At 70.1% G+C, this 623-nt stretch carries 1 protein-coding gene; it reads left to right on the top strand.

Annotated features, from left to right (window positions below):
* Window positions 1-623, top strand: a 623-nt coding sequence (locus OO54_RS40945; protein ID WP_078905633.1) for a transposase family protein, incomplete at both ends; no start/stop codon positions are given.

Genomic DNA, 623 nt, shown 5'->3' with positions numbered 1-623 from the left:
TATCCTGCCGCACTCGACCTGCCGCACGCTCTGGTCGAGTGGGTATCCATGCTCACCGTCACCCGTGAGAGTGACCGCCGCTGCAAGCTCCCGCCCCACCAGCGTGCGCTCGTCGGCCTGGTCTACCTCCGCCGCCACGACACGCTCGCGCAGATCGCTGCCGGCTTCGGCATATCCGTCGGCACCGCCCACGCCTACGTCAAAGCAGTCGTCGAGCATTTGTCCCGGCGGGCGCTCGGCCTGCTGCGGGTCCTCCGCGAGGCCGATCCGGACTACGTCCTGCTCGACGGGGCCCTCGCCGAGTGCGATCGCGTCGGCGACAGCCGGGCCGACTTCTCCCAGAAGCACCGTCGTCACGGAGTGAACGTGCAGGTAGTGGCCGATCCCGCGGGCGACCTGCTGTGGATTTCGCCCGCGCTGCCCGGCCGCACCCATGACCTGACCGCGGCCCGCACCCACCGCATCATCCGGATCTGCGAACGCCAGGGTGTTCCTGTCCTCGCCGACCGTGCCTACATCGGGGCCGGCCCCTGGGTGACCACACCAATCAGACGGCTCCCGAACCGGGACCTGACCACGGCCCAGCAGACGATCAACCGGGCCCTGTCAGCGGCGCGGGCACC

This window comes from Streptomyces wedmorensis, from assembly GCF_000716445.1.
Classification (GTDB): domain Bacteria; phylum Actinomycetota; class Actinomycetes; order Streptomycetales; family Streptomycetaceae; genus Streptomyces; species Streptomyces wedmorensis.
This window is presented reverse-complemented; position numbering and strand designations above follow the sequence as displayed.